Origin of the sequence: Mesorhizobium sp. M1E.F.Ca.ET.045.02.1.1 (genome assembly GCF_003952485.1) — a bacterium.
Taxonomy (GTDB): Bacteria; Pseudomonadota; Alphaproteobacteria; order Rhizobiales; family Rhizobiaceae; genus Mesorhizobium.
The window spans coordinates 4,340,411-4,365,133 of the sequence record NZ_CP034447.1; the positions used below are offsets into that span (position 1 = coordinate 4,340,411).

The following is a 24,723-nucleotide window of genomic DNA, read 5'->3' on the forward strand; positions in this document are numbered from 1 at the left end:
AAGGATTGGAGCGACCCATGAACGAGGCAGTTCGAGATCCGGCCAAGCCGACCAATGGGCCGATCATCGAGATCGAGAACCTCTCGATCTCCTTCTTTACACGCAAGGGCGAAATACCGGCCGTGATGGACTTTTCCTGCACGGTCATGCCCGGCGAAGCGATGGGCATCGTCGGCGAATCCGGCTGCGGCAAGTCGACCGTGTCGCTCGGCATCATGCGCGACCTCTCCAACATCGGGAAGATCGTCGGCGGGCGGATCAAGTTCCAGGGCCGGGACATGGGCGAGATGTCCGAGGAGGAGCTGCGCGCCATCCGCGGCAACAAGATCGCCATGATCTACCAGGAGCCGATGGCGAGCCTCAATCCGGCGATGAAGGTCGGCCAGCAATTGATGGAAGTGCCGCTGATCCACGATAAGGTCTCGAAGGATGAGGCCTACAAAAGGGCGCTCGAGATGGTGCGCGCGGTGAGGCTGCCCGATCCGGAGCGCATGATGCGCTCCTATCCGCACCAGCTTTCCGGCGGCCAGCAGCAGCGTATCGTCATCGCCATGGCGCTGCTGTCGAAACCGGCACTGCTTCTGCTCGACGAACCGACGACGGCGCTCGACGTCACTGTCGAGGCCGGCATCGTCGAGCTGGTCAAGGGTCTCGGCCAGAAGTTCGGCACCTCGATGATCTTCGTGTCGCACAATCTCGGCCTCATCCTCGAGACCTGCGACAAGATCACGGTGATGTATTCCGGCGAGGCGGTCGAGACCGGCAAGATCAAGGACGTCTTCGACCGGATGCGCCACCCCTATACGCAAGGGCTGTTCCGTTCGATCCCGCTGCCGGGCGCCGACAAGAATTCGCGGCCGCTGATCTCCATTCCCGGCCAATTGCCGTTGCCGCATGAGCGGCCGAAAGGCTGCAATTTCGGTCCGCGATGCCACCATTTCGTCGAGGGTGTCTGCAACGCCGCGGAAATCCCGATGATCGCCGTCGAAGGGCACGAGGGCCATTTCTCGCGCTGCGTGCGCTTCAACGAGATCGACTGGGAGGCGCTGCCGCCCGGCGCCAAGAAGGTCAATGAAAAGGTCGAGCCCGGCGCGCCGGTGCTCAAGATCGACAATCTCAAGAAATACTACAAGGTCGGCGGCAGCGAGGTGTTCGGCTCCAGCGAAGGCCGCGTCGTCAAGGCCAACGAGACCATTTCGTTCACCGCGCGCGAGTCCGAGACGGTCGCGATCGTCGGTGAATCCGGCTGCGGAAAGTCGACGCTCGCCAAGGTGCTTCTGGGGCTCGAGACCGCAAGCTCGGGCACGGTGACGCTCGGCAACAAGGAGATCCAGTCGACCGGCATCGAGAGCCGCAATGTCGAGACGGTATCCTCGATCCAGATGGTGTTCCAGAACCCGTTCGACACGCTGAACCCCAGCCACACCGTCGGCTCGCAGATCATCCGCACGCTGGAGAAATTCAACGTCGGCAAGACGGTGGCCGAGCGACGCAAGCGCATGCTGGAACTGCTCGACCTGGTGAAGCTGCCGCGGGCCTTCGAGACCCGCAAGCCGCGCCAGCTCTCAGGCGGCCAGAAGCAGCGCATCGGCGTGGCGCGCGCCTTCGCCGGAGATGCCAAGGTGGTGGTAGCAGACGAGCCGGTGTCGGCGCTCGACGTCTCGGTGCAGGCGGCGGTGACCGAACTGCTGATGGACATCCAGCGCAAGAACAAGACGACGATGCTGTTCATCAGCCACGATCTCTCGGTGGTGCGCTACATCGCCGACCGCGTGGTGGTCATGTATCTCGGCTATATTGTCGAGCAAGGCACGACGGACCAGATATTCTCGCCGCCCTACCATCCCTATACGGAGGCGCTGTTGTCGGCGATCCCGATCGCCGACACCAGCGTGGTCAAGAAGCATATCGTGCTCGAGGGCGACATCCCGTCGGCGATGAACCCGCCGACAGGCTGCCCGTTCCAGACGCGCTGCGGCTACAAGAAGCTGGTTCCGGACAATCTGTGCGAGACCAAGGTGCCGCCGGTGAAGAACCTCGGCGACGGCCATATGAGCCTGTGCTGGCTGGCCGACGACGTGCTGGCGAAGATGGAGCCGGTCATCAAGTTCGACAAGGAGCACGCGGCGCATGAGGGCGTGCCGGACGATGCGCCTCAAGGCACGGGCCCGGGCTTTGCCGGTGCGCCGCCCAAGCGTCCGCATGGCAAGAAGCCGAAGCCGAACCAAAGCGCGTCGTGACGAAACGGATTCAGGCGACGCGCTTCAGTCTTTGTTTTGATGCATGTCGTTCTCCCAAACCGCTGCGCACTTTTGGGCGACATGCATTAGGCGGGCGGCGCTGACTTCAACAGCCCCAATTGGAAGTGGCTCAGGCTTAGTAGCCGATCGTAAATCGCCTCTGCACGTGCCTAGGCAACTCCGCTTCGTCAACGATGGCGATCGCAGCATCTTCGATTGATATCCGGCTGCGCCCATTTTCGTCGAGGATCGGCTGGTCGCCGCCAAGGCGAAAGCGACCGGTTCGCTCGCCGGGGTAGATCTCCTCCGCCGGACTGAAATAGGTCCAAAGGCGGTTGGAGAGTCTCAAAACGTTCAGAGCGTCCCGGTGCCCGCGCACCGCCTCGGCATAGGCCTCAGGGAGACCAAGCAGCTTCATGCTCTCGCGAAGATCATCAGGAGAGTCTGCACGCGTCAGGCCCGGCTTGACCTCTAAGCTCCCGGCGCCGCCGACGACGATCAGACGTAGACGCAGATGGTTCTCCATGGCGCGCAGAAGGGCCTGGGCGGCGGTTGCATAGACGGTGGGGTCTTCGATCGAGCGCGCTACTGTATCGTTGAAGTCGCGCGCAGCGTTGCCGGGCTGATAGGTGCTGACGAGGACGTCCAATCCCGCCATTCCGCTGCTCAGATCGTCGACGTTGAAGATGTCGACCGTCTTCCAAACGATATCGCCGGGATCTTCGGGAAAGCGCGATGCGTCGCGGGTGAAGGCTGTGATCTTGTGGCCGCGACTGACGGCCTCGGCGAGGACTCGTTGGCCAATATTGCCGGTCGCTCCGATGATCCCGAGGTGCATGCCTGCCTCCAGTTTCCGTTGATCGCCATCGCCGCTCGGCAAAGCAGCGCCTGGCCCCCAAGGTATGAGGCGTTGATATCGGCAACAATCATAGATAATTTGAAATCACATTTGCACTGGTGAGATAATGACGCTCAGTTATGACGATGTGGCCATCTTCCTAAGAGTTGCCCGCGAAGGGAGCTTCGTGGGCGCGGCGCGATCGCTGCGCGTACCGGTCAGCACAGTGAGCCGCCGGGTCGCCGCGCTCGAGGCCCGATTGAAGACGCAGCTTTTGCGGCGGACCACACGAGCCGTCAGTCTGACCGACGATGGCCGCGCGTTCTCCGACCGTTGTGGTCAGGCGGTGGATGAAATCGAGGCTGCGGCCGACGCCTTGTCGGCGAATGGACAGAATTTGCGGGGCACGATCAGGATTACGGCGCCCCATTTCGCGTGCTCCGAGATGTTTGGGCCCTATCTCCTCGAGTTCGCTGCGGCCCATCCCGATTTGGTCATGGATATTCGATTGACCGACGCCACCCCCGATCTCATCGAGGAAGGCGTCGATCTGGCGTTCCAATTCGGCCCTTTGCGGGATGGACGCTTCATCGCGCGCAAGCTATGGCCTGTTCGCTACGTCCTGTGCGCCAGTCAGGCGTTTCTGGATCGGCATCCAGGGATAATGCGCCTTTCCCACCCAAAGGAGCTTGCTGCACATCCCTGTGTTCTTACACCGCCCATCGCCTCGTGGGCGTTTGACCTCGGGAGTGAGCAAACGACAATCAGACCGCGAATTTTAAGTGCGGTCGTTGACGATTTAGCGCTCGGCGCCTTGGCGGTTCGCCGAGGCGTGGGGATCGGCTACCTGCCGGAAAGCCTCACCTTGGGGAATTCTGCGGAACCTCTGATCGACATACCGCTGGGCGGCTGGCGCCCTGCGCCGCGGGAGCTGTTCGCTGTCTATCCGGCCTCACGCCAACTTTCCGCAAAAGTTCGTGCTGCGATCGACCACGCCGCGGCTGGTCTTGACTGGTACAAGCGGCCCGCGATCTCTTCACAGGATCTTGGGCTAAGTCGATAGCGATCTAATGTCTCCCGAAAGTGGGAACCGGTTTTGGGACAAAGACATGCATCAAAACAAAGGGTTAAAGCGCGTCGGTCGAATCCGTTTCGACGCGACGCGCTTTAAGAGCGCGGCGCCGGCGTCAGCCGCAAGCCGCCGTCAGCTGCCGCACTGCCGTAACTGCGTGACGTAGTCGCGGGCCATCTGGTCAGTGGCGCGCGCGTAGCTTTGCACGCCGGCGTCGCCGCGATTGCCGCGGCCGTAGGCGCTCCAGCCGAGATAGTAGGCCAGATAGAGATTGTAGGTGTCGTTGCGGGCGACGCCGAATGTGTCGGCGGTCTTGGAATGATACCAGCCGACGAAATCGACCGCGTCGGCGAAACGAGAGCGGCGCGCCGCCCAATTGCCGGTTTCCATCTGATATTGCGACCAGGTGCCGTCGAGCGCCTGCGAGTAGCCGGCAGCGCTGGAGACATGCTTCCAAGGGATGAAGCCCAGCAGCTTGGTCCGCGGTGGGCGGGCGTTGCTCTTGAAGCCGGATTCCTTGCGCACTGTCGCCATCAGCACCGGGACGGGAACGCCGTATTTCCGCTCGGTGCGTTCCGCGGCCGACTGCCAGTTGTCGAACCAGCCGTCATTCTGGTCGAAGACGGCGCAAACATTGTTGATATGGCTGGGCGCCGTCGCGCAGGCCGAAAGCGCCAGCAGCATGGAGACAGCGACAATTTTACTAAAACTCGACCTACGCATTGGAAGACGAATAGGCCGAAATCATAAAAGGAGTCTTGCCAGCTTCCTTAACGCCGGCCGGAGGCAGGTCGTTCTTGGTGATATCAATATTTCGACTATATGCGTCGTATTCCTTTCCAATGATTTTGAAAAATGCCGCCTTGGCTAAAATCACGCCGGCAAATGACGAATTCCTGACAGCCGCCGTTTCGCGTCGGCGCTCTGATGCGCTGCATGACGGAACCTAGACGAAAACGCGGCGCCGAGCGGACCGGCAACAGGGGGCCCGCCGCCATTCCCCAACTGCCGCAGCGGCGCGTGGTCAATCCCTACCCGCCGATGGCGGTGCTTTCGGCCGACCAGATCGAGGCCATCCACCAGGCATCGATGCATATCCTGGAAAATTTCGGCATCGAGGTGATGAGCCCGCGGGCGCTGGCGCTGTTCGAGCGCGCCGGCGCCAGGGTCGATCGCGGCTCGATGAATGTGCGCGTCGATCGCGGCATGGTCGAGGAGGCGCTGAAGACGACGCGCACCAGCTACACGCTCACCCCACGCAACTCGGCCCGCGACATCCATCTCGGCGGCAACACCATCAACTTCACGCTGGTCGCCGGGCCGCCCAATGTGCACGACATGGAACGCGGCCGCCGCGCCGGCAATCTCGCCGACTATTGCGATCTCGTCCGGCTGGCGCAGCATTTCAACTGCATCCACATGCTCGGCAACCAGGTCTGCGCGCCGATCGAGCTTCCGGCGAACTCGCGCCATCTCGACACCTATTTCGCCAATCTGACGCTGACCGACAAATGCTTCCACGTCTCGGCGATCGGCCGGGGCAGGGCGCTGGACGGCATCGAGATGATGGCCATCTCACGCGGACTGACGCTCGAGCAGATGAGCGAGGATCCGGGCATCGCGACGATCATTTCCGTCAACTCGCCGCGCCGCTTCGACGAGATGATGGCCGAAGGGTTGATGACCATGGCCGAGTTCGGTCAGTCGGTGGCGGTGACGCCGTTCACGCTGATGGGGGCGATGAGTCCGGTGACGCTTGCCGGTGCGCTGGCGCAGCAGAATGCCGAGGCGCTGTTCGGAATCGTGCTGACGCAGCTTGTGCGCCCCGGCGCGCCGGTGATGTACGGCGCCTTCACCTCCAATGTCGACATGAAGTCCGGCGCGCCGGCTTTCGGCACGCCGGAAAACACCAAAGCCAACATCGCCTCCGGGCAATTGGCGCGTCGCTATAATCTGCCGTACCGGACGACGCCCGGCTCGGCCTCCAATGCCGCCGACGCGCAAGGCGCCTATGAGACGCTGATGGCGCTGTGGGGCGCAGTGCTCGGCCACGGCAATCTCGTCTACCACGCTGCCGGCTGGCAGGAAGGCGGGCTGACGGCGTCGTTCGAGAAGCTCATCATCGACGTCGAGATGATCCAGCATATGATGGAATTCCTGCGGCCGATCGTGGTCGATGAGGCAGAGCTTGCGGTCGAGGCGCTGGGCGCGGTGCCGACCGGGGGTCACTTCTTCGGTGAGCCGCATACGCTGGAGCGCTACGCAACCGCCTTCTATCAGCCCATGCTTTCCAACTGGCGGAACTACGAAGCATGGCAGGAGGCCGGCGCGCTCGACGCTACGGCGCGCGCGACGCGGCTCTGGAAAAAGGCGCTGGAGGAATATGTCCAGCCGGCCATGGACCCCGCCGTGCGCGAGGCGCTCGAAGCCTATGTCGCACGCCGCAAGGAAGCGATCGGGCAGGGCGAGCCGTGATGGTTTTGGAACGCTGGCGCAGCCCCTCATCCGCCTGCCGGCACCTTCTCCCCGTGAAGGACGGGGAGAAGGGACAAGCTCCGACGCTGACGCCCCCCTCTCCCCGTTCTTCACGGGGAGAGGGTAAGGGTGAGGGGCAGCGCCGACTTTTGCGGAGAGACAACTGCCTCCCATTCTGAATCCGCTCACCAATCCAACTCACTGAACCAACGAGAAGAACCCATGAAATCGCATGCAAAGGTCGTGGTCATCGGGGGCGGTGTCGTCGGATGCTCGGTGCTGTTCCATCTCGCCCGCCACGGTTGGACCGATGTCGTGCTTCTGGAGCGCGACGAGCTGACCTCGGGCTCGACCTGGCATGCGGCCGGCGGCATGCACACCATCAATGGCGACCCCAACGTCGCCAAGCTGCAGAAATACACGATCTCGCTCTACAAGGAGATCGAGGAGCTTTCCGGCCAGGCGACGGGCGTGCACCTCACCGGCGGCGTGCTTTTGGCGGCGACCGAGGCGCGGCTCGACTGGCTGCGCGGCGTCGTTTCGAAAGGGCGCTATCTCGGCATCGACCTCGAGGTGATCTCGGCAAAGGAAGCGGCCGAACTGATGCCGCTCCTCGATCCAAAGCAATTCGTCGGCGCGGTGCGCAACAAGGAGGACGGCCATCTCGACCCGTCGGGCGTGACGCATGCCTATGCCAAGGCGGCGCGGAAACTGGGCGCCGAGGTGGAGCGTTTCACCAAGGTCGAGGACATCGTGCGCCGGCCTGACGGCTTGTGGCGCGTCATCACCAACAAGGGCGAGGTGATCGCTGAGCATGTCGTCAATGCCGGCGGGCTGTGGGCGCGCGAGGTCGGCCGCATGGTTGGGCTCGAGCTGCCGGTGCTGGCGATGGAACACATGTACCTGATCACCGAGGACATGCCGGAGGTCGCCGACTGGAACAAGAAGACCGGTACCGAGATCATCCACGCGGTCGATTTCGACGGCGAGCTCTATCTGCGCCAGGAGCGCGGCGGCATGCTGATGGGCACCTATGAAAAGGCGAACAAGGTCTGGTCCGAATTCTCCACACCTTGGAATTTCGGCCATGAGCTGCTGGAGCCGGATATCGACCGAATCGCGCCGTCGCTGGAAGTCGGCTTCCGCCATTTTCCAGCCTTCCAGAACACGGGCATCAAGCAGATCATCAATGGCCCGTTCACCTTTGCACCGGACGGCAATCCGCTGGTCGGCCCGGTGCGCGGCCTGCCGGGCTTCTGGGTCGCCTGCGGCGTCATGGCGGGCTTTTCTCAAGGGGGCGGCGTTGGCCTCGCGCTCTCCAACTGGATGATCGAAGGCGATCCCGGCGCCGATATCTGGGCGATGGACGTCGCACGCTATGGCGACTGGGCGACGATGGCCTACACCAATGCCAAGGTGCGCGAGAATTACTCGCGGCGCTTCTCGATCCGCTTCCCGAATGAAGAGCTGCCCGCGGGGCGTCCACTGAAGACGACGCCTCTCTACGACACGCTGTCGGCCAAGGGTGCGCAATGGGGCGTGGCCTATGGGCTGGAAGTGCCGCTCTGGTATGCGCCCGAAGGCGTCAAGGACGAGTTCTCTTGGCGACGCTCGAGCGACTTCGACCATGTCGCAAGCGAGGTCGCTGCCGTTCGCAACGGCGTCGGCCTGTCGGAGATTTCGAGCTTCGCCAAATACAAGGTCTCGGGCGAGGGCGCCGCGGCCTGGCTGGACCACGTGCTCGCCTGCAAATTACCCAAGCCTGGCCGCATGACGCTGGCGCCGATGCTGAAGGAAGATGGCAAGCTGATCGGCGATTTCACGCTTGCCAATGTCGGCGCCCCCAATACCAACAGCAACGAATGGTTCATCGCCGGCTCCGGCATAGCCGAGCAGTACCATATGCGCTGCTTCGAGGCGCATCTGCCCAAGGACGGCTCGGTGCGCATCGAGGCGCTGGGGCAGAAGCTCGCCGGCCTTGCCATCGCAGGCCCGAAGGCGAGGGAGATGCTGGCCAAAGTCACCCGCACCGATGTCTCCAACGCCGCGTTCCCGTTCATGGCGGTTGCGAGGATGGATATCGGCATGGCGCCCTGCCTGGTCGGCCGCGTCAGCTATACCGGCGATCTCGGCTACGAGATCTGGGTGGCACCGGAATATCAGCGTGCCGCGTACCAGGCGCTGATGGCAGCAGGCGAGGAATTCGGCATCGGCCTGTTCGGCTCGCGCGCGCTCAATGCGCTCAGGCTCGAAAAGAACTATGGCTCATGGGCGCGTGAATACCGGCCGATTTATGGGCCGCTGGAGGCCGGACTCGACCGGTTCGTCGCCTATGGCAAGGAGGTTGACTTCATCGGCAAGGAAGCAGCGCTCATCGAGCGCAAGCAAGGCGGCAAGCTGAGGCTGCGCGCCTTCATCGTCGAGGCAGACGATGCCGATGTCATCGGCGACGAGGCGATATGGCATGATGGCGCCGTGCGCGGCTGGGTCACCTCGGGCGGCTACGCCCACCATTCGAAGAAGTCGGTTGCCATGGGCTACGTACCGAAGGAGATCGCCGACAGACCGGACGGCTTCGAGATCGAGATCCTCGGCAAGCGCCATGCGGCGCGCGTCCAGACCGCGCCGCTGTTCGATGCCAATTTCGAGCGGATGCGCGCCTGAACCAGGCGCGGATGTCTAGGCAGATCAGGCACTGCGGCGGTTGTCCAGCGCGAAGGCGCCGGGGCCGGCGAAGATCAGATAGAGGAAGATGAAGCAGAACGAGATCGCCGCGTCGCCGCCGTTGTTGACCGGAAAGAAGTCGCGCGGCATGTGCGCCATGAAATAGGCGATCGCCATTTCTCCGGCGAGAAGGAAGGCGACCGGGCGGGTGAAAAGGCCAAGGGCCAGCAGGATGCCGCCGGCGAATTCGAGAATGGCGGCAGCCGTCGTCAGCCCGGTGAGGGCATGCGGCTCGGCGCTGATCGGGAAGTTGAACAGCTTCTGTGAGCCATGTTCGATGAACTGCAAGGCGGTCATGGTGCGGAGTGCGCCCAGAGCCTGCGGTCGGTATTGGGCAAGGCCTTCGAAAAGCTTCATCTAAAACTCCATTTTACCCCTCGCGACTGGCCATAAGTTATCGTGCGACAATGGACCACTCACTTCCCTCCGCCTGCCGTCAACATTCGGTGAGTGGCATGGTTTCATCGGTCTGGTGCGCTCTCGCAATAGTTGCAATTGTCTCCCTGTGGTTGTATTGATATTCGGATACACCAAACCATGCGGGAATCCCTTTGCCATGAAAAAAGTCGCCATCAGCCTATTCGCACTCCTTGCAGGCACGAGCTTCGCCATGGCCGGCGACGCGGGCTGCGATTCCTTCAAATGGCCGGTCACGCGAGAGCAGGCTCTGTTTCCGGCGGCGCCAGCCGCGCAGTCCGGCGCTACGCTAGCGGTCGGGCAAGCGGTGGATTTCTCGCTCGCAGCGGTCGACGTGGTCAGCTTTGAAGTGCCGCCGCAACGTGCACCGGCAGCCGGCACGTTCGGCGCGACTGCAAGCGTGACCGTGCCGCCTGAAGGCGAGCTCCAGTTCAGCCTGTCCGATGAGGCCTGGATCGATATCGTGCAGGACGGCCATGCCGTGAAGTCGGCGGGTTTCAGCGGCGTGAAGACCTGCCCGGGCATTCGCAAGAGCGTACGCTTCAAGCTGTCCGCCGGTCCGGCCACGGTGCAGCTCAGCGGCGCGAAGACGCCCGACCTCAAAGTGGCGGTGCTGACGCCGGAGTGACACCTGGGAGGGCCAGCGCCGGCGGGACAAGCGCCCCCTCTGTTCTGTCTATCCTTCGCGGTAATTGTGGAGGGTGGACCGCACGTCTTCCCACGAGGGGCAGGGCAATCGCACATGGCGCTCCCCCACTCCGTCTCGGCTTCGCCGAGCCACCTCTCCCCCATGTTCATGGGAGAGGTGGCCGCGCAGCGGCCGGAGTGGGGGACTGTCGCCGCCATATGCGATTGTCCCGCCCCCAGGAGACATCGGCAATTCTACCGCACGGGTGCCAGCAGCGCGAAATGCGCGCCCTGCGAGTCCTGGCACTGGACGACCCACTGCGCGCTGGGCACTTCCATCGGCCCCATCAGGACCTTGCCGCCATTGTCGGTGACGCGCTTGGCGGCGGCATCGATGGCGTCGACGTTGAAATAGAACTGCCAGACCGGGACCGGGATCTGCGGCGGCTTGTTCATCATGCCGCCGCCGGACTCAGGTCCGGCGCCGAACGTCTGGTAGATGCCCATCTCGCCCATGTCGAACTGACCGGCGCTCTCCCAGCCGAACTGGCTTGAATAGAAGTCGAACGCCGCCTTCCTGTCCGAGGTGTAAAGCTCGTGCCAGCCGACATGGCCAAGCGTGGTGGCCGGCACCGGCGGCTGGGCAGGCTGGTTGGGCTGCAGGAACATGAAGGTCGCGCCCTGCGGGTCGGCAACGACGGCGAAGCGGCCGACGCCAGGGATGTCGTCCGGTGCGCGGTGGACGGAGCCGCCCGCATCCTGCAGCGCCTTCGTCGAGGCGTCGACGTCCTTGGTATAGATATAGCCCAGCCAGGTCGGCGGCATGCCCATCTTGGCGGCGTCTTCCGGCATCGTCATCAGCCCGCCGACGCCGCGCATGCTGGAGTTCATAACGATGTAGCGGGGCATGCCCGGCGCCTTGTCGAAGGGCTCGGCCCTCCAGCCGACGACGGCGGTGTAGAAGGCCTCGGCGGCATCGAGGTCGGTGGTCATCAGTTCGTACCAGAAGAAGGGTTTTGGGGGATTCGGCATGGTCGGTCTCCTCACCGGTTCAGGCAGCGATCGCGCTTCGATCCATCCTAGGACGATCTCGGCGACAGAAATCCGACATCTGGACCAGAAATCGAGGACGGCAAGGCGCCAATGCATGTCGCCCAAAAGTGCACAGCGGCTTTGGGAGCACGACATGCATCAAACAAATGCATGTCGCCCAAAAATGCGCAGCGGTTTTGGGAGCACGACATGCATCGAACAAATGCATATCGCCCGAAAGTGCGCAGCGGTTTTGGGAGAACGACATGCATCGAACAAAGACCTAAAGCTCGTCGCCTGAATCCGTTCTGCGCGACGCGCTTTAGAGCCCGCGATCTTGCGCGTCCGGCGGTTTTCGACTTTGCTGAAGTCAAAGAGGGGCCCTGTTTCCATTGCGTCGAATGTCGCTCACGCCCGAGCTTGTCGCTCTGTGCCACCGGGAGGAGATCGATCCCGGCCCGAGCGGGGAATGGACACAGTTGAACGACGACGATTTCCGCGCGCTTGCCTTGCGCCTGTCGGGCGAAGCGGACGCGGGGCCGCTCTGGGTGTTCGCCTATGGCTCGCTGATCTGGAAGCCGGCCTTCGAATCGGTCGAGCAGCGGCGCGCCTCGGCCTATGGCTGGCATCGCTCCTTCTGCCTGGACCTGGTGCGCTGGAGGGGCAGCGCCGCGCAGCCTGGCCTGATGATGGCGCTGGAACGGGGCGGGCGCTGCGAAGGCGTCATTTATCGTCTGCCCGAGGGCGAGAAGCCGGCCCAGATCGAAAGATTGCTGCGGCGTGAGATCGACGATCACGAGGCCGTCAGCTCGGTCAGATGGGTCCCGGTACGCACGGCGCAAGGATCGTTGCGGGCGCTGGGCTTCTGGGTCGGCGTGACCGGCAGGGGCACATCTCTCGGGCAGCCGCTGGAGAAGGTGGCATGGGTGCTAGCGCGCGCGTGCGGCCATGTCGGTTCCGGCGCAGAGTATCTCCACAACACCGTCAGTCATCTGGAAGCGTTCGGCATCCGTGACCGCAATCTGTGGCGGCTGCAGGAACTGGTCGCCGATGAGATCAGGTCGATCCATGGCCACAGGATCGCAAGCAGCGAGCCGTCGGAGACAGCAGTTGCCGCTATAATATGACAACAACTGTCAAGTTTTTATCTAGCCATTACAGCGACTTGGCTGAAAATTGACCAATTGATAAAAAAACAAAACGTGCTAGCCTTCCCCAAAACGAAAACAAAGGGAACTGGAATGGCGACTGGTCATTTCATCGAAGGCATTGCCGGCGGCCGGCTGTCTTCCGAGCAATATGCCGACAATTTTTCCGACCTGCATCCGCCGCTCGATCACCACGAGGCGCTGGTCGAGGCCGATCGCTGCTATTTCTGCTACGACGCGCCGTGCATGAATGCATGCCCGACCTCGATCGACATTCCGATGTTCATCCGGCAGATCGCGACCGGCAATCCGCTGGGCTCGGCCAAGACGATTTTCGATCAGAACATCCTTGGCGGCATGTGCGCTCGCGTCTGCCCGACAGAGACGCTGTGCGAAGAGGTCTGCGTGCGCGAGGTCGCGGAAGGCAAGCCGGTGCAGATCGGCCGGCTGCAGCGCTACGCGACCGACGTCGCGATGGACGAGGACAAGCAGTTCTACAAGCGCGCCGAGCCGACCGGAAAGACGGTCGCGGTGGTCGGCGCCGGGCCTTCGGGTCTAGCGGCGGCGCACCGCCTTGCCCGCCATGGCCATGACGTCACCATCCTCGAGGTGCGGCCGAAGGCCGGCGGCCTCAACGAATACGGCATCGCCGCCTATAAGAGCGTCGACGATTTCGCCCAGGCCGAGGTCGACTATGTCACCTCGATCGGCGGCATCGACATCCAGAACGGCAAGGCGCTCGGCCGCGACTTCCAGCTCTCGGACCTGATCCGCAACTATGACGCCGTGTTCCTCGGCATCGGGCTTGGCGGCGTCAACGCGCTCAGCGCCGAAGGTGAGGATGCCGACGGTGTCGCCAACGCCGTCGAGTTCATCGCGGAACTCAGGCAAGCGAGCGATCTTTCCAGCCTGCCGGTCGGGCGGCGGGTTGTCGTCATCGGCGGCGGCATGACGGCGATCGATGCCGCGGTGCAGTCGAAGCTGCTCGGCGCCGAGGAGGTGACGATCTGCTACCGGCGGGGACAGGAGCATATGAACGCCTCCGGCTTCGAGCAGGACCTGGCCGCCGCCAACGGCGTCACCATCCGCCACTGGCTGCAGCCGAAGCGCGTCATTGCCGAGAACGGCAAGGTGTCGGCCATCGAGCTCGAATACACCGCGTTCGACGGCGAAAAGCTCGCCGGCACCGGCGAGCGGCTGACGCTCGCCGCCGACCAGGTGTTCAAGGCGATCGGCCAGAGTTTTACGCCCGCGGCGCTCAACGGCAGCGTCGCCTCTATCGAGCTCGAGGGCGGGCGCATCAAGGTCGACGCGGAAGGCCGCACATCGCTGGCGAAAGTCTGGGCGGGCGGCGACTGCATCTTCGGCGGCGACGACCTGACGGTTTCGGCCGTGGCGCAGGGTCGCGACGCCGCCGAGAGCATCCACCGGGCGCTGACCTCTAACGGGAGGGCATGAGCATGGCAGACATCCGCAACACTTTCGTCGGCATCAAGTCGCCCAATCCGTTTTGGCTGGCTTCCGCGCCGCCGACCGACAAGGCCTACAATGTCGAGCGCGCCTTCAAGGCCGGCTGGGGCGGCGTGGTCTGGAAGACGCTTGGCGAAGAAGGGCCGCCGGTCGTCAACGTCAACGGCCCGCGTTACGGCGCGATCTGGGGCGCCGACCGCCGGCTGCTCGGCCTGAACAACATCGAGCTGATCACCGACCGCGACCTACAGACCAATCTGCGCGAGATGAAGCAGGTGAAGATGAACTGGCCGGATCGGGCGCTGGTCGCCTCGATCATGGTGCCTTGCGAGGAGGAGAGCTGGAAGGCGATCCTGCCGCTGGTCGAGGAGACCGGCGCCGACGGCATCGAGCTCAATTTCGGCTGCCCGCACGGCATGAGCGAGCGCGGCATGGGCTCGGCGGTCGGCCAGGTACCGGAATATATCGAGATGGTGGTGCGCTGGTGCAAGCAGTACACGCGCATGCCCGTCATCACCAAGCTGACGCCCAACATCACCGATATCCGCAAGCCGGCGCGGGCGGCGAAGGCCGGCGGCACCGACGCGGTGTCGCTGATCAACACCATCAATTCGATCACCGGCGTCGATCTCGACAGTTTCGCGCCGCAGCCGACCATCGACGGCAAGGGCTCGCATGGCGGCTATTGCGGCCCGGCGGTGAAGCCGATCGCCATGAACATGGTGGCCGAGATCGCGCGCGATCCGGAAACGCATGGCCTGCCGATCTCCGGCATCGGCGGCATCACCACCTGGCGCGACGCTGCCGAATTCATGGCGCTCGGCGCCGGCAATGTGCAGGTCTGCACAGCAGCGATGACCTACGGCTTCAAGATCGTGCAGGAAATGATCGCGGGGCTGGAGAACTGGATGGACGAGAAGGGCCACGCCTCGCTCTCCGACATCATCGGCCGCGCCACGCCCAACGTCACCGACTGGCAGTATCTCAACCTCAACTATGTCGCCAAGGCGCATATCGACCAGGATGCCTGCATCAAGTGCGGCCGCTGCCACATCGCCTGCGAGGATACCTCGCACCAGGCGATCACCAGCATGGTCGACGGCTTGAGGCATTTCGAGGTGATCGAGGCCGAATGCGTCGGCTGCAACCTCTGCGTCAATGTCTGCCCGGTCGAAGGCTGCATCACCATGGAGCCGCTCGCGGCAGGCGCGATGGACCAACGCACCGGCAAGCCGGTGTCGCCGATCTATGCCAACTGGACGACGCACCCCAACAATCCGATGGCCAAGGTGGCGGCGGAGTAGGTTTTCGTCTTTATCGGCTCGGATAAATCGCCCCGTGCTCGCACGGGACGATTTTTTTTGCGCGCGCCGCTGTCATCTTTGTGTGCGCGACGATCATGCGCATGACGCTCAATCGTCGAAGCTGGCGCCGCCCCTCATCCCCCTGCCGGGACCTTCTCCCCGTATAGTGACGGGGAGAAGGGGCAGGCCGCGACCTCGGCGCTTTTCTTGCGACGCTGGAGATTGGCGAAATCGTTCAGGAAAGCGTCCCTCTCCCCGTCACTATACGGGGAGAGGATGCCGGCAGGCAGGTGAGGGGCGGCGCCGACCTTCGGATTGAAGTTGCCTTAACGGCTATTGCAGATAAAAAATATCCATGATAAAAAATATCCATGAATAGGAGCGGCAGGCCATGAAGCTCGGAGAAGGCGTCGAAGCGGCGATCCACTGCGCCGCCATGCTTGTCGGCGTCGACGGCAACAGCACCATGTCGGGCGCCGCCATGGCCGAGGCCTTCGGCCTGTCGCCGAGCTATCTCTTGAAACATCTCAACCAGCTTACGGCGGCGCGTATCCTGGAATCGGTGCCGGGACCCGCCGGCGGCTACCGGCTGGCGCGGCCGGCCGAGCGCATCACGCTGCTCGACATCGTGCTGGCGGTCGAGGGCAGGGAGCCCGCCTTCCGCTGCGGCGAGATCCGCCAGCGCGGCCCGGTCAAAATAGACGCCTCGGCCTATGTGAAACCCTGCGGCATCAATGCCGCGATGCTGAAGGCCGAGCGCGCCTATAAGGCAGCACTCGCCGAAGTCAAGCTATCCGATATCGTGGCGAACTACGCCGCGGAAGGTGATCCCCGATCGATTGCCGCGAGCTGCGCCTTTGTCGAGCGCCACCAGCGGCCGCAGAAATCCGCTTTATCCAAACAGATCTAGACCCACTTCTAAACCCACCCAAAAACCTGGAAGGCAAGACGATGAAACCGAGACTGCAGTTTTATGCCAAGGCACCCGAGATCATGAAGGCGGTGTCGGCGCTCAACAAGGCCGTCGACGAATGCGGGCTGGAGGTGAGCCTGCTGCACCTGATCAAGCTCAGGGCTTCGCAGATCAATGGCTGCTCGTTCTGCGTCGAGATGCACAGCCGCGAGGCCAGGCGCGACAGCGAGACCGAGACCCGGCTCTATCTGGTCGCCGCCTGGAAGGAATCGCCGCTGTTTTCCGAGCGCGAGCGCGCCGCCTTCGCCTGGACCGAGGCGGTGACGCTGATCGCCGACAACGGCGTGTCGGACGAACTCTACGCCCGCACGCTGGAGCATTTTTCGGAAGAGGAACTGGTCAAGCTCTCGGTCGCGCTCGGCATGATCAACACCTGGAACCGGCTGTGCATTCCGTTTCAGGCCATTCATCCAGTGCCGGCTGCCAAGGCTGCCTGAGGATTTTGAGTGGTGCGCGAGTCTGTTGCAGGCTCGCGCGCTTTCATTTGCGAGATCAACGACATGTTCGAGAGTTTTCAGGACGAGATTCTGTTTGCCGCACGCTTGCTGCTTGGCGGCGCCTTCGTCTTTGCCGGCCTGCGCAACATCCAGAACAGAATTCTGGTTGCCTCGTTGATGGCGGCGCGCGGCGTGCCGCAGGCGGGCCTGGCATTGTGGCTGGGCATCATGCTGCAGGTCGTCGCCGGCGCGTTGCTGGTTGCCGGCCTTTGGACCGCACCGGCGGCTGCAGGCCTGATCCTGTTCCTCATTGTCGCGACACCGATGTTCCACAATTTCTGGGACCATCAGGGTCCGGATCGCGCGGCCCGCATCAACGGCTTTGTCGGCAATGTTGCCTTGGCCGGCGGGTTCATGGCGCTGATCGCGCAGGCCGCATAGCGAAGAATTTATTGCGCCTTCATGATGGCATCCACGCCGTTTCCTAGTGAACCGAATAGCCAACGTTAAGGCGGAGGAGGAGCCGGTCGCTGCACCCAATCGCCGACGGTGGCGCCGCCCCTCATTGCCCTGCCGGGCATTTCTCCCCGTATAGTGACGGGGAGAAAGACGCCGTCATCGATGATTTCGCCAATCGCCAGCATTGCTGGAAAGGCGCCGAGGCGGCGGCCAGCTCCCTTCTCCCCGTCACTATACGGGGAGAAGGTGCCGGCAGGCGGATGAGGGGCGGCGCAGACCTTCGATTGCTGTCCGGTTCAAGCCGCGAAGCGCAGGCCGCCGTCGCAGGTCAGCACCTGGCCGGTCATGAAGCCGTTGGACACCAGGAAGGCGATCGCGGCGGCGACGTCATCGGCGCGGCCGATGCGGCCGACCGGCGTCTTGCCGGCATATTCGGCAAACACCGCCTGCCGCTGCTCGTCCGGCAAAAAGTCCCACCAGGGCGTGTCGATGACGCCGGGCGCCACCACGTTGACACGCAGCGGCTTCAACTCGACCGCGAGGATCGGCGCCACGGTCAAGAGCATGCCGTTGATGGCGCCGATGCCGGCGATGCCGGGCGCCGCGAGCTGCGCCGAGACCGCCGAAATGAACGTGACCGATCCGCTTTTGTTCAGCGTCGGGAGAGCAGCCTGCAGGCAGGCCAATTGCGGCTTGACCTTCTCGTCGACGCCGCTGCCGATGTCGGCGAGGTCAAGCGTCGCGAACGGCCCAAGCCCCTTGCCGCCGCTTGCGGCCAGAACGAGATGATCGAACGGCCCAAGATCATCGAAGAACTGCCGGACCTCATCCTGCCTGGTCGCATCGAAAGCGGCCTTGCCGACGGTACCGCCAAGGCTCATCAAGGCGCTTCTCAGCTTCTCCTCGTTGCGGCCGGTGATCGTCACTTTCATCGTGGGGCTGACCAGCCTTTTGGCCGTGGCAAGGCCGATGCCGGACGAGCCGCCGATGATCACGCAGTGTTCGATGTTCTCGCTCATGAATGCTGTTCCCTGGATATCGAGGATGGTTGCCCTGTCAGTTCGAGGCTGAGCGCCCGCAGCCGGCGGCGCGCCTTTTGGTCATAGGCCTGGGCATCCGCGCGCGATTCCCGCTGGCCGTCGAAATAAAGGCCGCTGCGCCCTTCAAGCGCCGGTGACGTCGCGAGGTTGAGGATGGCGTCGGCGCCGGTTTCGACCGAGTTCCACGGGGTGACGCCGGCTTGCCGGACCATTGTGGTATCCATGTAACTTGCCGGATGGAGTGCGTTGACGGTGACGCCGGCGCCCTTCAACTGTTCAGCCAGGTCGATGGTGAACAGGATCTGCGCCAGCTTGCTCTGGCAGTAGGCGCGCACGCCGCTGTAGCCGTGGGTCAGCATGACATCGTCGAAGTCGATCGCCTGCTGGCCGGCCGAGGCGACATTGACGATGCGCGCCGGCGCGCTTGCCTCGAGCAGGGGCAGCAGCTCCGACGTCAGCAGGAAGCCGGCGAGATAGTTGACCGCGAAGCGCAGCTCATAGCCGTCGGCGCTCACCTGCCGTTTCGCAGCCTGGCCGCCGGTGCCGACGCCGGCATTGTTGATCAATATGTCGAGCCGGCCGGTCGTTGCGCGCACGGTTTCGGCGAGGCGGCGCACCTCGGCAAGCGAGGAAAGGTCGGCGACGAGAAATTCGGCCTTGCCGCCCTTGGCTTCGATGGCGGCGACTGCCGCCTTGCCGCGGGCTTCGTCGCGGCCATGCACCAGCACGCGGGCGCCGGCGGCGCCGAGCCTTTCGGCGACGACTCGGCCGACACCATCGGTCGAGCCGGTGACGAGAACTGTCTTGTTCTTGAGTTCCATGTCCAGAGCCTCCTTACGTTGCTCTGAATGCAAAATGGGGCGCGGCGCGCGCCTCAAACAGTTCAAACTTTATCCTGGTATCGATACTGCTATAATAAACCTTATGGATGCCGTGACCCATTCTCCCGAGGACAGCCGCCGCCGCGAGCTTGGCGCTTTCCTGCGCTCGCGCCGCGAAAGGCTGTCGCCTGCCGACATCGGTATCGCGACCGGCGCCAGGCGGCGCACGCCTGGGCTGAGGCGCGAGGAAGTGGCGATGATCGCCGGCGTCGGTACCACCTGGTACACCTGGCTGGAGCAGGGCAGGGACGTGCGGCCTTCGGTCGAGGTGCTGACGGCGCTCTGCGAGGCGTTGCGTCTCGACGCCGTCGAGAAACGGCATCTGTTCATCCTCGCCGGCCGCCAGCAGCCTGAGCGGCGCGTGGCGGCGCCCGAAAAGGTCGACGGTCCGCTGCTGCACATGCTGCAAAGCCTTGTCCTGCAGCCGGCCTATGTTGTTGGCCGGCGCTGGGACGTGCTGGCCTGGAACGATGCGGCGGCGGCCGTGTTCGGCGACTATGGCCTGCTGGAGGGCGATGCCCGCAACATCGTCCATCTGGTGTTCACCAGCCCGCACCATCGCCGGCTGCTGGTCGATTGGGAAGAACTCGCCCGCGTGGTGCTCGCTTCGTTTCGCGCCGAGAGCGCCAAATATGTCGGCGATCCGGATTTCGAGCGGCTGATCGCGCTCATGATGCGCTCGAGCCCGGAGTTCCACGACTGGTGGCCAAGGCGAGACGTGGCGCGACGGCTGACCGGCGTGAAGCATGTCCGCCATCCGACCGCCGGCGCCATGGCGTTCGAGCATATGAGCCTGTCGATCGACGACGGCTCGGACATGCGGCTGATCGTCTACACGCCGCTTGCTGAGCAGAATTCGATCGCCAAGCTCAAGAAGCTGCTCGAAGCGCAGCCGGTCGAGCGGCGCAGCGCGTGAGGTCCCTCAGCTTCGTCATCCACGGGCGGAGCAAGGAGCGTAGCGACGCAGCGAGACCCGAGGATCCATTCCGTGCCCTCGGGGCGCCGCTACCGTCCCGAATTCTGCACCGCTGCACCCCTCGGCAAAGGTAATGGAATGGATCCTCGGGTCTCCGCGTCCGCTTCGCTTCCGCTCCGCCCGTGGATGACGAAGCTGAGGGGGCTGCGGCCAATCTCCAGCGGCAGCAACAACCGAACGACGAGTCGCTACCCCTTCGGTTTTAGCCCATCAAGGAATAGCTGCTCCAGAAATCTGGCGGCATCCTCGAAGCGGCCATCGCCGCCGCGGTCGGGGCCGAGCACGGCACGAACCTGCACGTCGAAATCGGCGTAGTGCTGCGTCGTCGCCCAGATCGCGAAGATCAGGTGCCAGGGGTCGGTACGGGCGATCTTGCCGGCCCGCATCCAGCCCTTGATGACGGCGGCCTTCTCGTCGACCAGCGTCTTCAGTTCGCCCTCCAGCATCGGCATGATGCGCGGCGCGCCCTGCAGGATCTCGTTGGCGAAGAGCCGGCTTTCGCGCGGGAAGTCGCGCGCCATTTCGAGCTTGCGGCGGATGTAGCTCCTGAGCTCGGTCATCGGATCGCCGATGTCGTCGAGTTCCCTAAGCGGCGCCAGCCAGGTGTCCAGGAGCCGCTGCATCAGCGTCTCGTGAATGTCTTCCTTGCGGCGGAAGTAATAGAGAAGGTTCGGCTTCGACATGCCGGCGGCTTCCGCGATCTGGTCGATGGTCGAGCCGCGAAAACCGTTGGCGGAGAAGACTTCGAGCGCGGCTTCCAGGATGAGTTCGCGCTTTTCCTGCTGGATGCGGGTGCGGCGGGGAGCTGAGCCTTCCATCGTGTCCGTCATCCTTGCCGGCTGCCGTTGCGAGGGCTTTCTGGACCAATTCTCTGGACCAGTTTTTCTCTGAGCTGTGGAGCGCGCTTTCGATGCCGCATTTCCGTTAGTAATCCCTTGACCGCCGACAGGGCGGTGCTAACGTTTGTCCAATCGGTCAAAATTTGCGTAGCATGAAAACCACGCGAAGACCAAGTGCTGGGAAGACCAAGCGTTAGCGCACCGAAACAGGTTACAAGGGGAAGTCTTGGTCATGTCCAACCGGCTGAAAGTCACGCCGAACGATCTCAGCGCATTCTGGATGCCGTTCACGGCAAACCGGCAGTTCAAGCAGGCGCCGCGCATGTTCGTGTCCGCCAAGGACATGCACTACACGACGAGCGACGGCCGCAAGGTTCTCGACGGCACCGCGGGTCTCTGGTGCGTTAACGCCGGCCATTGCCGGCCGAAGATCACCGAAGCGATTCAGGCCCAGGCCGCGGAGCTTGACTATGCGCCGGCCTTCCAGATGGGCCACCCGATCGTGTTCGAGCTGGCGAATCGCCTGGTCGACATCGCACCGAAAGGCATGGACCACGTCTTCTTCACCAATTCCGGATCGGAATCGGTCGAGACCGCGCTGAAGATGGCGATCGCCTATCACCGCGTCAGGGGCGAAGGTTCGCGCACCCGTCTGATCGGCCGCGAGCGCGGCTATCACGGCGTCAATTTCGGCGGCATCTCGGTCGGCGGCATCGTCAGCAACCGCAAGATGTTCGGCACGCTGCTCGGCGGTGTCGACCATCTGCCGCACACTCACCTTCCGGAGAAGAACGCCTTCTCGAAAGGCGTGCCGGAGCACGGCGCGGAACTGGCGAATGATCTCGAGCGCCTCGTCGCGCTGCATGACGCCTCGACAATCGCGGCCGTCATCGTCGAGCCGGTCGCGGGCTCGACCGGCGTCATCCTGCCACCGAAAGGCTATCTGCAGAAGCTGCGCGAGATCTGCACCAAGCACGGCATCCTGTTGATTTTCGACGAGGTGATCACCGGTTTCGGCCGTCTCGGCGCGCCGTTCGCGGCGGACTATTTCGGCGTCACGCCGGATATCATGACGACGGCCAAGGGCGTGTCCAACGGCGTCATCCCGATGGGCGCGGTGTTCGTCAAGAAGGAGATCCACGACGCCTTCATGACCGGCCCGGAGCACATGATCGAGTTCTTCCACGGCTACACCTATTCGGGCAATCCGATCGCCTGCGCCGCGGCGCTGGGCACTTTAGACACCTACAAGGAAGAGGGCCTGCTGACCCGCGGCGAGGAGCTCTCGTCCTATTGGGAGGATGCGCTGCACTCGCTGAAGGGCGAGCCGCATGTCATCGATATCCGCAATATCGGCCTGATCGGCGCGATCGAGCTGGCGCCGATTGCCGGAAGCCCGACCAAGCGGGCCTTCTCGGCCTTTGTCAAGGCGTTCGAACGCGGCGCGCTGATCCGCACCACCGGCGACATCATCGCGCTGTCGCCGCCGCTGATCATCACCAAGGGCCAGATCAACGAACTGATCGACCATGTTCGGGATGTTCTGAGGTCTATCGATTGACAAACTGGGCGCGGATACCCCTCCCCCTTGAGGGGAGGGTGGCCGCGAAGCGGTCGGGTGGGGTCCTCGGTGACGCGCGCGAACATTATTTTTTGCGAGGGCTGCCCCTGATGCCCCGTACCCGCGTGAGTTTCGAGATGCGTCAAAAAGCGCGCGCGCTTCGAGTTCACGCGACCAAGGGCGAAACCTTGCTCTGGTATGAGTTGCGCGAGTTCAAATCAGTTGGCATCAAGTTTCGCCGTCAGTGCCCCATAGGGCCGTATATCGTCGACTTTGCCTGCTTCGCCGTGAAGCTTATCGTCGAGGTCGATGGCGATCTGCACGAACACGAGAAGGGCAAGCGGCACGACGCAGTCCGCGATGCATATTTGCGATCGCTTGGGTACGATATCTTTCGCGTTGACGAACCCGATGTCATAAACAGCGCCTGGCACGTCGCGCAGGTGGTCAAAGAGAAGGTCGCGCGCGTCGCGGGCGACCCCACCCGGCCGCTTCGCGGCCACCCTCCCCTCAAGGGGGAGGGGAACGCCGCGCAATTGAAGAGGTGTTGAATGGCCGCCCCAGGCGAGAATCTGCGAATCAATTCAGACCGTTTGTGGGATTCCATCATTGAGATGGCGAAGATCGGCCCCGGCGTTGCCGGCGGCAACAATCGCCAGACGCTCACCGATTCCGACAGAGAAGGCCGGGAGCTGTTCAAGTCCTGGTGCGATGAGGCCGGGCTCACCATGGGCGTGGACCAGATGGGCACCATGTTCATGACGCGGGCCGGCACCGATCCGGATGCGCTGCCGGTCTATGTCGGCTCCCACCTCGACACCCAGCCGACCGGCGGCAAATATGACGGCGTGCTCGGCGTGCTTTCCGGGCTCGAGGTCGTGCGCTCGCTCAACGATCTCGGCATCAAGACGAAACATCCGATCGTGGTCACCAACTGGACCAACGAAGAAGGCGCGCGCTTCGCGCCGGCCATGCTCGCCTCCGGCGTGTTCGCCGGCGTGCACACCCAGGAATACGCCTATGGCCGCAAGGATCTCGACGGTCTGACCTTCGGCGACGAGCTGAAGCGCATCGGCTGGGTGGGCGACGAAAAGGTCGGCGCTCGCAAGATGCATGCCTATTTCGAGTATCACATTGAGCAAGGGCCGATCCTCGAGGCCGAGAACAAGCAGATCGGCGTGGTGACCCACTGCCAGGGCCTGTGGTGGCTGGAGTTCACGCTGACCGGCAGGGAGGCGCATACCGGCTCGACGCCGATGAACATGCGCGTAAATGCCGGCCTTGCCATGGCGCGCATCCTGGAGATGGTGCAGACGGTCGCAATGGAGAGCCAGCCCGGCGCCGTCGGCGGTGTCGGCCAGATGAAGTTCTCGCCCAATTCCCGCAACGTTTTGCCCGGTACGGTGATCTTCACCGTCGACATCCGCTCGCCGGACCAGGCGAAGCTCGACGGCATGCGCGCCCGCATCGAGAAGGAAGCGCCGAAGATCTGCGAACCTCTCGGCGTCAAATGCTCCGTCGAGGCGGTCGGTCATTTCGATCCGGTGACCTTCGACCCGACGCTGGTCGGCCGCGTGCGCACCGCTGCCGAAAAGCTGGGCTACAGCCACATGAACATTATCTCCGGCGCCGGCCACGACGCCTGCTGGGCGGCCAAGGTCGCGCCAGCGACCATGGTCATGTGCCCCTGCGTCGGCGGGCTCAGCCACAACGAGGCCGAGGACATCTCCAAGGAATGGGCGGCGGCGGGCGCTGACGTCTTGTTCCACGCGGTGGTCGAGACGGCGGGGATTGTGGAGTGACTTATGGAAGGAAAGGACGATCTGGATTTTGATGCGCTGATCGCGTTCATTCATAGGGAGATCGACGAATACGACTATCCAGCGCTCATGAAAGATCGGACTGATTTGGTGGGGGTGCCTGTAGCTGAAGACGTCATCATAGGTGACCTTGCCCGATTTCGCTCGGCATTGGTTAAGCCCTACTGGATCGACGTGGATCGCCGTGACACCATCGCCGATCTGGAAAGTCGCACGCCGGTTGTCGAAAGATGCATCGTAGTGACAGATGATCGAGACGGTTACCTTTTGGCTTATGAGCCTCATAAGCAGGAGTTTCTTTTGGTAGACCGAATGGAAGATCGCCACGTCTCGATCGGCGTCCGAGGTGACGCGGTCGGTTGTTATCTGGCGATGTAAAGGTTGATGCGG

Annotated in this window: 23 protein-coding genes; 16 read left to right on the forward strand and 7 right to left on the reverse strand. The window is 63.3% G+C overall.

Annotation, left to right across the window (positions count from 1 at the left end; all coding sequences use genetic code 11):
• Nucleotides 1–17 precede the first annotated feature (17 nt).
• Nucleotides 18–2,240, forward strand: a complete 2,223-nt coding sequence (locus tag EJ070_RS20845) for an ABC transporter ATP-binding protein (RefSeq protein ID WP_126093017.1) — start codon at nucleotides 18–20, stop codon at nucleotides 2,238–2,240.
• A gap of 136 nt (nucleotides 2,241–2,376) precedes the next feature.
• Here EJ070_RS20845 and EJ070_RS20850 read toward each other — a convergent pair whose 3' ends face one another.
• On the reverse strand, nucleotides 2,377–3,078 hold the full coding sequence (locus tag EJ070_RS20850; RefSeq protein ID WP_126093018.1) for an NAD(P)H-binding protein: 702 nt from the start codon (nucleotides 3,076–3,078) through the stop codon (nucleotides 2,377–2,379).
• A gap of 127 nt (nucleotides 3,079–3,205) precedes the next feature.
• Between EJ070_RS20850 and EJ070_RS20855 the strand changes: the two genes are divergently transcribed.
• A complete protein-coding gene (locus EJ070_RS20855; RefSeq protein ID WP_126093019.1) occupies nucleotides 3,206–4,141 on the forward strand; it encodes a LysR family transcriptional regulator in 936 nt (311 codons plus the stop codon).
• A 141-nt stretch (nucleotides 4,142–4,282) separates the two neighbouring features.
• Here EJ070_RS20855 and EJ070_RS20860 read toward each other — a convergent pair whose 3' ends face one another.
• Nucleotides 4,283–4,873, reverse strand: a complete 591-nt coding sequence (locus tag EJ070_RS20860; protein WP_126093020.1) for a hypothetical protein — start codon at nucleotides 4,871–4,873, stop codon at nucleotides 4,283–4,285.
• A gap of 213 nt (nucleotides 4,874–5,086) precedes the next feature.
• Between EJ070_RS20860 and EJ070_RS20865 the strand changes: the two genes are divergently transcribed.
• Nucleotides 5,087–6,625, forward strand: a complete 1,539-nt coding sequence (locus tag EJ070_RS20865) for a trimethylamine methyltransferase family protein (RefSeq protein WP_145967087.1) — start codon at nucleotides 5,087–5,089, stop codon at nucleotides 6,623–6,625.
• A 222-nt stretch (nucleotides 6,626–6,847) separates the two neighbouring features.
• Nucleotides 6,848–9,289 carry an FAD-dependent oxidoreductase gene (locus tag EJ070_RS20875; RefSeq protein WP_126093023.1) on the forward strand — a complete coding sequence of 814 codons (2,442 nt, stop codon included), beginning with the start codon at nucleotides 6,848–6,850 and terminating at the stop codon, nucleotides 9,287–9,289.
• Nucleotides 9,290–9,313: 24 nt separating this feature from the next.
• Here the strand turns inward: EJ070_RS20875 and EJ070_RS20880 are convergent, their stop codons facing one another.
• Entirely contained in the window at nucleotides 9,314–9,706 is a 393-nt protein-coding gene (locus EJ070_RS20880) for a DoxX family protein (RefSeq protein WP_126093024.1), read from the reverse strand.
• Nucleotides 9,707–9,905: 199 nt separating this feature from the next.
• Between EJ070_RS20880 and EJ070_RS20885 the strand changes: the two genes are divergently transcribed.
• On the forward strand, nucleotides 9,906–10,394 hold the full coding sequence (locus EJ070_RS20885) for a hypothetical protein (protein ID WP_126093025.1): 489 nt from the start codon (nucleotides 9,906–9,908) through the stop codon (nucleotides 10,392–10,394).
• A gap of 254 nt (nucleotides 10,395–10,648) precedes the next feature.
• Here the strand turns inward: EJ070_RS20885 and EJ070_RS20890 are convergent, their stop codons facing one another.
• On the reverse strand, nucleotides 10,649–11,425 hold the full coding sequence (locus EJ070_RS20890; RefSeq protein ID WP_126093026.1) for a VOC family protein: 777 nt from the start codon (nucleotides 11,423–11,425) through the stop codon (nucleotides 10,649–10,651).
• A gap of 392 nt (nucleotides 11,426–11,817) precedes the next feature.
• Here EJ070_RS20890 and EJ070_RS20895 point away from each other — a divergent pair, with 392 nt between their 5' ends.
• From EJ070_RS20895 to EJ070_RS20925, 6 genes are all read left to right on the forward strand, one after another.
• Nucleotides 11,818–12,552: a gamma-glutamylcyclotransferase gene (locus EJ070_RS20895; protein ID WP_126093027.1), complete on the forward strand. Its 735-nt coding sequence runs from the start codon at nucleotides 11,818–11,820 to the stop codon at nucleotides 12,550–12,552.
• A gap of 114 nt (nucleotides 12,553–12,666) precedes the next feature.
• The gene (locus tag EJ070_RS20900) at nucleotides 12,667–14,031 is read left to right on the forward strand and encodes an NAD(P)-dependent oxidoreductase (protein ID WP_126093028.1); all 1,365 of its coding nucleotides are present in this window, start codon (nucleotides 12,667–12,669) and stop codon (nucleotides 14,029–14,031) included.
• A gap of 2 nt (nucleotides 14,032–14,033) precedes the next feature.
• The gene (gene preA, locus EJ070_RS20905; RefSeq protein ID WP_126093029.1) at nucleotides 14,034–15,347 is read left to right on the forward strand and encodes an NAD-dependent dihydropyrimidine dehydrogenase subunit PreA; all 1,314 of its coding nucleotides are present in this window, start codon (nucleotides 14,034–14,036) and stop codon (nucleotides 15,345–15,347) included.
• 391 nt (nucleotides 15,348–15,738) lie between these two features.
• Nucleotides 15,739–16,257 carry an Rrf2 family transcriptional regulator gene (locus tag EJ070_RS20915; RefSeq protein WP_126093030.1) on the forward strand — a complete coding sequence of 173 codons (519 nt, stop codon included), beginning with the start codon at nucleotides 15,739–15,741 and terminating at the stop codon, nucleotides 16,255–16,257.
• A gap of 41 nt (nucleotides 16,258–16,298) precedes the next feature.
• Nucleotides 16,299–16,757, forward strand: coding sequence for a carboxymuconolactone decarboxylase family protein (locus EJ070_RS20920; protein WP_126093031.1), 459 nt, complete (start codon nucleotides 16,299–16,301; stop codon nucleotides 16,755–16,757).
• A gap of 63 nt (nucleotides 16,758–16,820) precedes the next feature.
• Nucleotides 16,821–17,198 carry a DoxX family protein gene (locus tag EJ070_RS20925; RefSeq protein ID WP_126095852.1) on the forward strand — a complete coding sequence of 126 codons (378 nt, stop codon included), beginning with the start codon at nucleotides 16,821–16,823 and terminating at the stop codon, nucleotides 17,196–17,198.
• 314 nt (nucleotides 17,199–17,512) lie between these two features.
• On the opposite strand, the gene EJ070_RS20935 is transcribed toward EJ070_RS20925, so the two are convergent.
• Nucleotides 17,513–18,235: an SDR family oxidoreductase gene (locus EJ070_RS20935; RefSeq protein ID WP_126093032.1), complete on the reverse strand. Its 723-nt coding sequence runs from the start codon at nucleotides 18,233–18,235 to the stop codon at nucleotides 17,513–17,515.
• Nucleotides 18,232–19,077: an SDR family oxidoreductase gene (locus tag EJ070_RS20940; protein ID WP_126093033.1), complete on the reverse strand. Its 846-nt coding sequence runs from the start codon at nucleotides 19,075–19,077 to the stop codon at nucleotides 18,232–18,234. Before EJ070_RS20940 ends, EJ070_RS20935 begins: the two co-directional genes overlap by 4 nt.
• 103 nt (nucleotides 19,078–19,180) lie before the next feature.
• On the opposite strand from EJ070_RS20940, the gene EJ070_RS20945 reads away from it, so the two are divergent.
• A complete protein-coding gene (locus EJ070_RS20945) occupies nucleotides 19,181–20,053 on the forward strand; it encodes a helix-turn-helix transcriptional regulator (protein WP_126093034.1) in 873 nt (290 codons plus the stop codon).
• A 248-nt stretch (nucleotides 20,054–20,301) separates the two neighbouring features.
• On the opposite strand, the gene EJ070_RS20950 is transcribed toward EJ070_RS20945, so the two are convergent.
• On the reverse strand, nucleotides 20,302–20,931 hold the full coding sequence (locus tag EJ070_RS20950) for a TetR family transcriptional regulator C-terminal domain-containing protein (protein WP_126093035.1): 630 nt from the start codon (nucleotides 20,929–20,931) through the stop codon (nucleotides 20,302–20,304).
• 253 nt (nucleotides 20,932–21,184) lie between these two features.
• Between EJ070_RS20950 and EJ070_RS20955 the strand changes: the two genes are divergently transcribed.
• The 4 genes from EJ070_RS20955 to EJ070_RS20970 all read left to right on the forward strand — a co-directional run bounded on the left by EJ070_RS20955 (nucleotide 21,185) and on the right by EJ070_RS20970 (nucleotide 24,711).
• Nucleotides 21,185–22,513, forward strand: coding sequence for an aspartate aminotransferase family protein (locus EJ070_RS20955; protein WP_126093036.1), 1,329 nt, complete (start codon nucleotides 21,185–21,187; stop codon nucleotides 22,511–22,513).
• A 110-nt stretch (nucleotides 22,514–22,623) separates the two neighbouring features.
• Nucleotides 22,624–23,064 carry an endonuclease domain-containing protein gene (locus tag EJ070_RS20960; protein WP_126093037.1) on the forward strand — a complete coding sequence of 147 codons (441 nt, stop codon included), beginning with the start codon at nucleotides 22,624–22,626 and terminating at the stop codon, nucleotides 23,062–23,064.
• Entirely contained in the window at nucleotides 23,065–24,315 is a 1,251-nt protein-coding gene (locus tag EJ070_RS20965) for a Zn-dependent hydrolase (protein WP_126093038.1), read from the forward strand.
• Between the two features lie 3 nt (nucleotides 24,316–24,318).
• On the forward strand, nucleotides 24,319–24,711 hold the full coding sequence (locus tag EJ070_RS20970; protein WP_126093039.1) for a hypothetical protein: 393 nt from the start codon (nucleotides 24,319–24,321) through the stop codon (nucleotides 24,709–24,711).
• Nucleotides 24,712–24,723: the final 12 nt, after the last annotated feature.

Bases quoted from the DNA above. Each gene is read 5' to 3' on its own strand.
- EJ070_RS20960 (WP_126093037.1), top strand. From the start codon at position 22,624: ATGCCCCGTACCCGCGTGAGTTTCGAGATGCGTCAAAAAGCGCGCGCG.
- EJ070_RS20885 (WP_126093025.1), top strand. From the start codon at position 9,906: ATGAAAAAAGTCGCCATCAGCCTATTCGCACTCCTTGCAGGCACGAGC.
- EJ070_RS20965 (WP_126093038.1), top strand. From the start codon at position 23,065: ATGGCCGCCCCAGGCGAGAATCTGCGAATCAATTCAGACCGTTTGTGG.
- EJ070_RS20920 (WP_126093031.1), top strand. From the start codon at position 16,299: ATGAAACCGAGACTGCAGTTTTATGCCAAGGCACCCGAGATCATGAAG.
- EJ070_RS20955 (WP_126093036.1), top strand. From the start codon at position 21,185: ATGTCCAACCGGCTGAAAGTCACGCCGAACGATCTCAGCGCATTCTGG.
- EJ070_RS20860 (WP_126093020.1), bottom strand. From the start codon at position 4,873: ATGCGTAGGTCGAGTTTTAGTAAAATTGTCGCTGTCTCCATGCTGCTG.
- EJ070_RS20950 (WP_126093035.1), bottom strand. From the start codon at position 20,931: ATGGAAGGCTCAGCTCCCCGCCGCACCCGCATCCAGCAGGAAAAGCGC.
- EJ070_RS20855 (WP_126093019.1), top strand. From the start codon at position 3,206: ATGACGCTCAGTTATGACGATGTGGCCATCTTCCTAAGAGTTGCCCGC.
- EJ070_RS20935 (WP_126093032.1), bottom strand. From the start codon at position 18,235: ATGAGCGAGAACATCGAACACTGCGTGATCATCGGCGGCTCGTCCGGC.
- EJ070_RS20850 (WP_126093018.1), bottom strand. From the start codon at position 3,078: ATGCACCTCGGGATCATCGGAGCGACCGGCAATATTGGCCAACGAGTC.
- EJ070_RS20875 (WP_126093023.1), top strand. From the start codon at position 6,848: ATGAAATCGCATGCAAAGGTCGTGGTCATCGGGGGCGGTGTCGTCGGA.
- EJ070_RS20880 (WP_126093024.1), bottom strand. From the start codon at position 9,706: ATGAAGCTTTTCGAAGGCCTTGCCCAATACCGACCGCAGGCTCTGGGC.
- preA (WP_126093029.1), top strand. From the start codon at position 14,034: ATGGCAGACATCCGCAACACTTTCGTCGGCATCAAGTCGCCCAATCCG.
- EJ070_RS20970 (WP_126093039.1), top strand. From the start codon at position 24,319: ATGGAAGGAAAGGACGATCTGGATTTTGATGCGCTGATCGCGTTCATT.
- EJ070_RS20940 (WP_126093033.1), bottom strand. From the start codon at position 19,077: ATGGAACTCAAGAACAAGACAGTTCTCGTCACCGGCTCGACCGATGGT.
- EJ070_RS20915 (WP_126093030.1), top strand. From the start codon at position 15,739: ATGAAGCTCGGAGAAGGCGTCGAAGCGGCGATCCACTGCGCCGCCATG.
- EJ070_RS20890 (WP_126093026.1), bottom strand. From the start codon at position 11,425: ATGCCGAATCCCCCAAAACCCTTCTTCTGGTACGAACTGATGACCACC.
- EJ070_RS20865 (WP_145967087.1), top strand. From the start codon at position 5,087: ATGACGGAACCTAGACGAAAACGCGGCGCCGAGCGGACCGGCAACAGG.
- EJ070_RS20900 (WP_126093028.1), top strand. From the start codon at position 12,667: ATGGCGACTGGTCATTTCATCGAAGGCATTGCCGGCGGCCGGCTGTCT.
- EJ070_RS20945 (WP_126093034.1), top strand. From the start codon at position 19,181: ATGGATGCCGTGACCCATTCTCCCGAGGACAGCCGCCGCCGCGAGCTT.
- EJ070_RS20845 (WP_126093017.1), top strand. From the start codon at position 18: ATGAACGAGGCAGTTCGAGATCCGGCCAAGCCGACCAATGGGCCGATC.
- EJ070_RS20925 (WP_126095852.1), top strand. From the start codon at position 16,821: ATGTTCGAGAGTTTTCAGGACGAGATTCTGTTTGCCGCACGCTTGCTG.